Consider the following 10,224-nt stretch of genomic DNA (forward strand, 5'->3'; position numbering starts at 1 on the left):
AGGCCACCAACTCGCGGGCGAGCGCGGGCGGGAACTCGACCGTCATGCGCTCGGAGGTGAGCGGGCTCTCGGTGGGGCGCGGGCGGTCGGTGGGCAGGTCCAGCTTGCGCGGCATGCCAGCCAGCCGCTGCCGCCAGCCCTGGTCCTGTTCGGGCAGCCGGCCGCCCGCGATGCTGTTGCGCTGCCACGCGCCGAAGTCCGCGTACTGAACGGGCAGCGGGGGCAGGGGAGACGGACGCCCCTGGAGGAAGGCGTCGTAGAGCTGGCCCAGCTCCTGGACGAAGAGGGCGATGGACAGCGTGTCGCTGACGATGTGGTGGATGCCGCACAGGAGCAGGTGCAGCCGCGTGTCCACTCGCACGAGCGTGGTGCGCAGCACGGGGCCGTGGACCAGGTCGTACGGCTTCGCGGCGTCCTCACGGGCGAGCCGGAGGGCCTCGGGTTCACGGGTCTCCGCGGGGCCTCGCAGCTCCACGCGGGTGAGCGGGACTCGCATGTGCGCGTGGAAGCGCTGCACGGGGCGGCCGTCCACGGCGTCGTAGGTCGTGCGCAGCGCTTCGTGGCGCTGGACGATCTCCTGGATGCCGCGCTCCATCACGTCCGCGTTCAGGTCGCCTTCGAGCCGCAGGACGAACGGGATGTTGTACGCGGACTGACCGGGCAGGTGCTGCTCCAGGCGCCAGACGCGCTCCTGCACGAAGGACAGCGGCAGCTCGCCGGTGCGCGCGAGCGGCACGAGCGGAAGCTCCACGGAGACGGGGGCCTGCGGCGACTGACGCAGCAGGGGCACCAGACGCTCCGCGATGCCCGCGACCGTGGGCGCTTCGAAGAGGGCGGCGAGCGGCAGGTTCACGCCGAACGCGTCACGCACCTGGTTGAGCAGCTGCGCGGCCGTCAGCGAGTTGCCGCCAATCTCCAGGAAGTCGTCGTGGCGGCCGACGAACTCCAGGCCCAGTCGCGCGCGCCACAGCGCGGCTACGCGTTCCTCCACATCGCCACGAGGGGCATCGTCGCGCGCGGACTGCGGGGGCAGGGGGGCAGCCTCGACAGGGGCCGGACTCGTGCTCGAAGCGGAGAGGGCAACGGCCTCCACGGCCTGTGTGGACATCTCCACCAGAGACGGCGCCGTCACCGTGATGCGGCCTTGCGCCTTCTGCTCCACCCAGACGGTCTTCTCCTGGAAGACGTACGTGGGCAGGTGCAGCCGCAGGCGCTGCTCGTGCGCGTAGAACGCGCTCCAGGCCACGGGCACGCCCGCGGTCCACAGCTCGCCCACGGCCTGGAGCCAGCTCATCTGCTCCGTTGTCGTGCCACCCAGACGCAGCGACGGCAGGCCTCGGACTCGAGGCGCGCCGCTCTCCACCGCCATCAGGTTCGCGCGCACCAGTGGTGTCACGTCCTGACCGGGGCCCACCTCCAACATCACCGCGCAGCCTTCCTCCTGCAGCGTCTCCACCGCGCGGGTGAAGTGCACGGGCTTGCGCATCTGTTCGGTCCAGTAGCGCGGATCCGCCAGCTGCCCGGGCTGTGCCACCGTCCCCGTGAGGCTGGACACGTACCGCACCGTCGGCTCTGACCAGCGCAGCGTGCCCACCACGCGCGCCAGTTCCGGCATCAACGGCTCCACGTCCACCGAGTGGAACGCATGAGGCGCGGGCATGCGCACCGCTCCGACCTTCTGGGCCTTGAGCTCGGCCTCCAGGCGCTCCACTTCCTCCACCGGACCAGACACCACGCAGCGGTCCGGCGTGTTCACCGCCGCCAACTCCAGCCGGCCCGACAGCAGCGGCTGGACCCGAGCCGCGGGCAGCGCCACCGCCAGCATCGCCCCCGACGGCATGCGGTGCATCAGCTCACCGCGCGCCACCGCGAGGCGCATCGCGTCTTCCAGGGACAACGCCCCCGCGACACACGCCGCCGCGTACTCGCCGAAGCTGTGCCCCAGCACCGCGCACGGCTTCACGCCCAGGTCCTGCCACAGCCGCGCCAGTGACACCTGCACACTGAACAGCGCGGGCAGCGCCACGCGCGTGTCCGCCAGGGCCTCCGTGGACTCCGCCTCAGCACTGGCCTCGGGCGACAGCAGCCGCGACACGCGCTCTCGCAGCGGCGCCTCCAACAACGCGAGGCAAGCGTCCAGGTGCTCTCGGAACCGGGGCGACGTCTCCGCCAGCTCGCGCCCCATCGCGACCCGCTGCGCTCCCTGGCCGGAGAACACGAACGCCACGCGAGGCGCGCGCTTCTCGGTCTTCACCGCGACCACCGGCTTGCGCAGCTGGCGCACCAGGTCCGCCGCGTCCCTCACCACCAGCGCGTGACGGTATTCGAACGCCTTGCGGCCCACGGCGTGCGTGAACGCCAGGTCCGCCAACGCCTGCGCATCCACGCCCTCCGCCACGTGCGCATCCAGCTGCCGCGCCGCGGCCTGCAATGCCTCCAGCGAGCGCGCGGACAGCAGGACCAGCTGATGGGACCGCGAGGTGGGACCGCTCCGCCGCAGGGGGGCTTCCTCGAGGACCGCGTGCGCGTTGGTGCCGCCAATGCCAAAGGAGCTGACCGCGGCGAAACGGGGCGTCTCACCCCGAGGCCACGGCCGCAACGTGGTGTTGACGAAGAACGGTCCCGCGTCGAAGTCGATCTGCGGGTTGGCCTTCTCGAAATGGAGACTGGGGGGAATCTCCCCGTGGTGCAGCGACAGCGCGGCCTTCATCAGGCCCGCGAGGCCCGCGACCGTGTCCAGGTGGCCCACGTTCGTCTTCAGCGACGCCAGCGCGATACGGCCCCGGTGCTCAGCGCCCAGTCCATACGCGCGCGTCAGCGCCGCCACTTCAATCGGGTCACCCAGGGGCGTCGCGGTGCCGTGGGTCTCCACGTAGCCCACGGCCTCCGGTGCCACGCCCGCGTTGGCCAGCGCCTGGGACACGACCGCCGCCTGGCCCTGCACGCTGGGCGCGGTGAAGCCGGACTTGTTGCGGCCGTCGTTGTTCAGCGCCGAGCCCCGGATGACGGCGTAGATGGAGTCCCCATCCCGCAGCGCGTCCTCCAGGCGCTTGAGCACCACCGAGCCCACACCGTTGCCGGACAGCGTGCCTCCCGCCTTCGCGTCGAACGCGCGGCAGTGGCCGTCCGGGGAGAAGATGAGCCCCTCCTCGTGCACGTAGCCCGTGCGCTGCGGCAGCGACAACCGCATCGCGCCCGCGAGCGCCACGTCGGACTGGCCCGTCCTCAGGCTCTGGGCGGCCAGGTGCACCGCCACCAGGCCCGTGGAGCACGCGGTGTACAGCAGCACGCTTTCGCCCGTGAGCCCCAGCTTGAAGGACGCCTTCGTCGCCAGGCTCTCGTGCGTGGCGGTGCCATGCAGCTCCATGAACGACGCCGCGTCCAGCGGCATCGCCTGCCGCACGGCGTCCGTGTACCCGGAGCCCGTGGCCCCCGCGTACAGCGAGATGGCCCCGGGGAAGCGCTCCGGGTCGATGCCCGCGTCCTCCAGGGCGGCCCATGCCGTCTGGAGGAAGAGCCGCTGCTGCGGATCCGTGAACTGCGCCTCGCGCAGCGACATGTCGAAGAACGCGTGGTCGAACCGGTCCGCGCCGTCGATGACGCCCGCGGCTGGGACGAAGGCCGGCTGGTGCCACAGCTCCAGGCCCTCCGGCAGGACGGACAGGTGCTCCAGTTCCTCCGGGGCGAAGCGCGTGATGGACTCCACGCCTCCACGCAGGTTGCTCCAGAACTCCGCCACCGTCATCGCGCCAGGGAAGCGGCCCGCCATGCCGATGATGGCGATGGAGCCGGACTCGCCCGCCTTCGGTGCCTCGCGCGGACGGTGACCGGGGGCTTGAGACACGGGCTGTACGGTGCCCGGGCCCTGCTGGGACTCACGCTCCAGCCGCTGGACGAACCCTTCGAGCGTGGGGTGTTCGAACAGCCACACCACGGGCACCTCGCGCTGGAGCTCCTCGCGCAGGCGCGCGGCCAGCCGCACCACGGTCAGCGACGTGGCGCCCAGGTCCTCGAAGAAGTGGTCCTGCGCGCTCACGCGGTCCGTGCTCAGCTCGCGGGCGAAGACGGGCGCCAGGCGCTGCTCCAGCGGGTGCGTGGGCTCCACGAAGCGGCCCTGACGTCCGGTGGACGCGGCGTCCGGCACGGGCAGCGCCTTGCGGTCCACCTTGCCGCTGGGGTTCAGGGGCAGGGTGTCCAGCATCACGAACACCGACGGCACCATGTACTCCGGCAGCCGCTGCCGCAGCGCCGCTCGCAGCGCGGACGCGTCCAGCACCTGCCCCGGGCCAGGCATCGCGTAGGCCACGAGCCGCTTGTCCCCGGGCACGTCCTCGCGCACCACCACCGCGGCGTCCTGCACCGCGGTCAGGTCGCGCAGGGCGGCCTCCACCTCCGCCAGTTCGATGCGGAAGCCGCGCACCTTCACCTGCGTGTCGATGCGGCCCAGGAACTCCAGCGTGCCGTCCGGACGCCAGCGGCCCATGTCCCCCGTGCGGTACAGCCGTGCGCCCGGCGTTGCCCCGTAGGCATCCGGCACGAAGCGCTCCGCCGTGAGGTCCGGCCGCGACACGTAGCCCCGGCCCACGCCGTCACCGCCGAGGAACAGTTCGCCCGGCACGCCCACGGGCACCGGGTCCAGCTTCGCGTCCAGCACGTACACGGACGTGTTGGCGAGCGGTGCGCCAATGGACACCGTCGTGCCGACCTGCTCCGGCCGCTCCACCGTGAAGGCGGTGGCGACAATGGAGCCCTCGGAGGGGCCGTAGCCGTTGGTGAAGGGGATGCCCAGCGACTCCACCGCGCGGCGCACGTGCGGCGCGGAGACGATGTCGCCGCCCGTGTGCAGCTCGCGCAGCCGCCCGAGGATGTCCGGCCGGTGCTCCATCAACTGCGAGAAGAGACCGGCGGGCATGTGGATGAAGGTGACGCCGTGGCGTTCCACCAGTCGTGCCAGCGTGTCCATGTCGCCCGCGGGCACGTGGCCCGGGAAGACGACGAGCCGGTTTCCATGCACCAGCGGCATCCACAGCTCCAGCACGGAGCCGTCGAAGGACACGGGCGCGAAGAGCAGCACCGTGTCGCGCATCCCGTAGTGCAGGTACGGCGCCGCGTGCAGCACTCGCAGCAGGCCGCGATGCTCGACGCCCACGCCCTTGGGCCGTCCGCCGCTGCCGGAGGTGAAGATGACGTAGGCCAGGTTGCGCGGCCCCACGCCGGTCTCCGGCGCGGTGACGGGCTGGTCGGCCAGCGCCAGTTCCTCCAGGAACAGGCACGGCAGGGATGCGTCGGGCAGGTGCAGTCGGCCGCGCAGCTCGCGCGTGGTGACGAGCAGGTGCGGCCGGGCATCCTCCAGCATGAAGCTCAGCCGCTGCGCGGGATACGACGCATCCATCGGCACATACGCGCCGCCGGCCTTCACGATGCCGAGCACCGTGACGACGAAGCCCACGGAGCGCTCCAGGCACAGCGCCACCAGCACATCCGGTCCCACGCCCCGAGCCCGCAGGACATGCGCGAGCTGATTGGCCCGGGCATCCAGCTGCGCGTACGTCAGCCGTTCATCCCCGTCCTCCACCGCGACGGCGTCCGGGCGCAGCGAGGCCTGCAGCGCGAAGCGCTCCGCGAGCGTGCTGTCGGAGGGATAAGGCAGGGCGGTGTCGTTCCACGCGACGAGCACCTGCTGGCGCTCCTCCAGCGTGAGCCACGGCAGCCGTGAGAGGGGCACGTCCGGCCCTGCGACCGCGGCCTCCAGCAGCACGAGCAGATGGCCTGCGAGCCGGGCCACGGTCTCGCGTTCGAAGAGGTCGGTGCTGTACTCGATGGAGCCGCGCAGTCCGTCCGGCGTCTCCGTGAGCAGCAGGCTCAGGTCGAAGTGCGCCGTGCCCGCGTCCACCTCCAGGGGCTCCATCCTCAGCCCTGGCGCATTGAACGCCTCGGCCGGAGCGTTCTGGAGCGCGAAGACCGCCTGCACCAGCGGCGTGCGGCCCAGGTCGCGAGGCACCTGGAGCTCCTCCACCAGCTTCTCGAACGGAAGGTCCTGGTGCTCGTAGGCCGCGAGCGTCGTGTCCCGCACCTGTCCCAGCAGCGCGCGGAAGGACGTCTCCGGACGGACGCGTGCACGCAGCACCAGCGTGTTGACGAAGAAGCCGACCAGCCCCTCCACGTCACCGTGGGTGCGGCCCGCGATGGGAGCGCCGACGAGCAGATCCTCCTGCCGGCTGTAGCGGGACAGCAGCACCTGCCACGCGGCCAGCAGCGCCATGAACGGCGTCGAGCCTTCGCGCCGGGCGAGCCCCGCGATCCGGTCCGTCAGGTCGCGAGGCACATGCACGGGCATCAGCGCGCCGTGCGGTGAACGCGTCGTGGGCCGAGGCTTGTCGGTGGGCAACTCCAGGACGCGAGGCGCACCGGCGAGCTGCTCCTTCCACCACGCCACTTCGTCCGCGAGCACGTCGCCCTGGAGCCAACCGCGCTGCCACGCGGCGAAGTCGGCGTACTGCACGGGTAGCTCCGGCAGCACCGGGGCCGAACCGGAAGCGAAGGCCGTGTAGGCCGTGGCCACCTCTCGCACCATCACGCTCAGGGACCAGCCGTCGGCGACGACGTGGTGCATGCCCAGGAGCAGCACGTGCTGCGTGGACGTCAGCCGCAGCAGGCGCGTGCGCAGCAGCGGCCCGGTGCCCAGGTCGAAGGGCCGGCCCGCCTCCTCGCGCGCCACTTGCTGGACCGCCGATTCGGGGTCCGGCAGGTCGCCCAGGTCCGTCACGGGCAGCGCCCAGACCGGTGTCGGCTGGAGGGTCTGGACGGGGTCGCGGCCCTTCAGCGCGAGCGTGGTGCGCAGTGCTTCGTGGCGATCGACGAGGAGCTCCAGCGCGAGGCGCAGGGCCTCCACGTCCAGTGCGCCGTCCAGCCGCACGGCGCCCAGCAGGACGTAGGGCGTGGCACCGGGTTGGAGTTGTTCCATCACCCACAGCCGCTGCTGCGCGAAGGACAGGACCCGTTCGCCGTCGCGAGGCACCTTGCGGATCGCGGGCACGCGCGGGAGGCCGGTGCGCGAGAGGAGTTGGGCCTCCACCTGTTCGGTGACCTCGGCGACGGTGGCTCCGTCGAAGAGGCCTCGCAGGGGCAGTTCCACCTGGAACGTGGAGCGCACGCGGGACAGCAGCCTCGTGGCCAGCAGCGAGTGTCCGCCCAGGGCGAAGAAGTCATCGTGCACGCCCACCTTCGGCACCCGCAGCACGTCTCGGAACAGGTCCGCGATCCGCTGCTGGAAGGGCGTCATCCGCTGGGGCTTCGACGGCGCCAGGGCTGCCGGACGCGCGTCCGGAACAGGCAGGGCCTTGCGGTCCACCTTTCCGTTGGGGGACAGCGGCAGCGCGTTCAGCGCCACGAAGGCCGTGGGCACCATGTACTCCGGCAGCTTCGCCTTCAGCGCCTCGCGCAGGGCTTCCGCCGTCACGCCCTGGCCCACCACGTAGGCCACCAGGCGCTTGTCGCCGGGCGCGTCCTCGCGCACCACCACCACGGCTTCGCGCACGCCTTCGCACTGGCGCAGCGCCGACTCCACTTCGCCGGGCTCGATGCGGAACCCGCGCAGCTTCACCTGGAAGTCCAGGCGGCCCAGGTACTCGATGGTGCCGTCGGCGAGGACGCGGGCCCGGTCTCCCGTCCGATAGAGCCTCGCTCCCGGAGGGCCAAACGGATCCGGGATGAACCGCTCCGCCGTCAGCGCGGGACGGCCCAGGTATCCCCGGCCCACCTGCACGCCGCCGATGTGGAGTTCTCCCGCGATGCCCACCGGCACCGGCTGCGACGATGCATCCAGGACGTGGATCCGCGTGTTCGCCACCGGCCTGCCAATGGGCACGGAGCGCCGTCCGTCATGGCGCTCGCACGTCCAGGCCGTCACTTCCACCGCGGCCTCCGTGGGGCCGTAGAGGTTGTGGAGGGGGACGCCCAGCCGCTCCAGGCAGCGGTCCTTCAGCTCCAGCGGCAGCGCTTCTCCGCTGCACACGACGCGGCGAAGCGCCGTGCAGCGCTCCAGCCCTGGCTCCTCCAGGAACACCTGGAGCATGGACGGCACGAAGTGCACCGTCGTGATGCCCTCGCGAGCCATCAGGTCCACCAGGTATGCGGCGTCCTGGTGCCCACCCGGCTTCGCCACCACCAGCCGCGCGCCCGTCATCAGCGGCCAGAAGAACTCCCACACCGAGACGTCGAAGCTGAAGGGCGTCTTCTGCAACACGACGTCGCGGGGCTCCAACCCGTAGGCTTCCTGCCCCCAGAGCAGCCGGTTGCGGATGCCCGCGTGGGTGTTCATCGCGCCCTTCGGACGCCCCGTGCTGCCCGACGTGTAGATGACGTAGGCCAGGTGCTCGGCGCCCACGCCCGACTCCACGGGCTCCGGCGAAAGGGTCGCCACCTGGGGCCAGTCCGAGTCCAGGCAGAGCACCGGCGTGCTGCCTACCGACAGCACCGGCCGCAGGTGCTGCTGCGTCAGCAACACCGCGACCGCGGAGTCCTCCACCAGGTACGTCCGCCGGTCCGCTGGCGAGGACGGATCGATGGGCACGTACGCGCCGCCCGCCTTGAGCACACCCAGCAGTGCGATCACCAACTCCAGTGACCGCTCCGCGCAGATGCCCACGCGCACTTCCGGTCCCACGCCGCGCGCCCGCAGCGCACGTGCGAGCTGATTGGCCCGGCCGTCCAGCTCGCGGTACGTCAGCCGCGCGCCCTCGAAGTCCACCGCGATGGCGTCCGGCGTGCGCGCCACCTGCGCCTCCACCAGCCCGTGCAGCGTGCCCTCCAGCGGGTAGTCGCGTGCGGTGGCATTCCAATCCACCAGCAACCGCCGCTGCTCCGCGTCATCCATCAGCGGCAGCAGGTGCACGGGTGTCGCCGCATCGCGGGCCACGGCCTCCAGCAGCACCTGGAAGTGGGTGGCGAACCGCGCCGCCGCGTCCTCGGAGAAGAGGTCCCGGCTGTATTCGAGCGTTCCCTCCAGGCCGCCGTCGCTCGCGGTGAGCGAGAGCAGGAGGTCGAAGCGCGCGGTCTCCGTCGAGGTGTGCAGCCGCTCCACTCGGACGCCGGGCAGGGCCGGCGTGGACAGCGGCGCGTTCTGGAGAACGAACATCACCTGGAACAGCGAGGTGCGGTCTCCGCCGCGCGCCTGGGCCACGGCCTCCACGAGCCGCTCGTAGGGCACGTCCTGGTGCGCGTACGCGGCCAGGGAGGACTCGCGCACGCGATCCAGGAGTTCGGAGAAGCGAGGCGCTCCGTCCAGGCGGGCGCGCAGCACCAGCGTGTTGAGGAACACGCCGATGAGGGGCTCCAACTCAGGCCGGGTCCGGTGGGCCACCGGCGTGCCCACGGCGAAGTCGTCCTGCCCGGAGTAGCGCGACAGCACGGCCTGGTACCCGGCCATCAGCACCATGAACAGTGTGGCATCGCGGTCGCGGCCCACCTGTTCCAGCGAATGCACCAGGGACGCGGGCAGCGTGAAGACATGGCTGTCCCCACGCGTCGACCGGGTCCCGGGCTGTCCCTGCTCGGCGGGCAGGGTGAGTACGGGCACGTCCTTCAGGGACTCCTTGAGCGTGTCCAGCCGGGCCTGTGCCGTCTCGGAATCGTCCTGCTGGCGCTGCCATGCGGCGAAGTCCGCGGCCTGCACCTCCAGCTCCGGAAGTGGCGACGGACGTCCCGCCGCGAGCGCCGGGTAGAGACTGGCCACCTCGTGCACGAGCACGCCCATGGACCAGCCATCCGTGACGATGTGGTGCATGCACAGGAGCAGCACGTGTTCGTCCGGGGACAGCCGGAGCAGCCTCGTGCGCAGCAACGGGCCGGTGCCCAGATCGAACGGCCGGGTCGCGTCCTCCTGCATGCGCTGTCGCAGGGTGGCGTCGCGCTCGGCGCCTTCGGGGAGGGACTCCACCGGCAGGGACCCGTCCGAAGGCGGCGCGTGGATGCGCTGGAGCGGCTGGCCTTCACGTTCCTCGAACGTGGTGCGCAGCGGTTCGTGTCGGCGGACGATCTCCGCGAACGTGCGGCGCAGCACCTCCACGTCCAGGGGGCCGGAGAGCCGCAGGGCCAGGGGGATGTTGTAGAGGGCCTGGCCGGGCTCCATCCGATCCAGGAACCACATGCGCTGCTGCGCGAACGACAGCGGCAGCGCTTCATCCCGGGACACCGTGGGGATGGGGGCGGCGGGGTATCGGGAGG

The 10,224-nt window shown here is 71.7% G+C and carries 1 protein-coding gene (only partly in view); it reads right to left on the minus strand.

Annotation, left to right across the window (positions count from 1 at the left end; all coding sequences use genetic code 11):
- Positions 1-10,224 carry part of the coding region annotated (locus D7Y11_RS13415) for a non-ribosomal peptide synthase/polyketide synthase (RefSeq protein WP_126933889.1) on the minus strand (this coding region is incomplete at its 5' end). Its footprint begins 21,065 nt before the window's first position, so 10,224 of the 31,289 annotated nt are shown.

The sequence above is a fragment of the Corallococcus sp. AB018 genome (assembly GCF_003986945.1).
Taxonomy (GTDB): Bacteria; Myxococcota; Myxococcia; order Myxococcales; family Myxococcaceae; genus Corallococcus; species Corallococcus exiguus.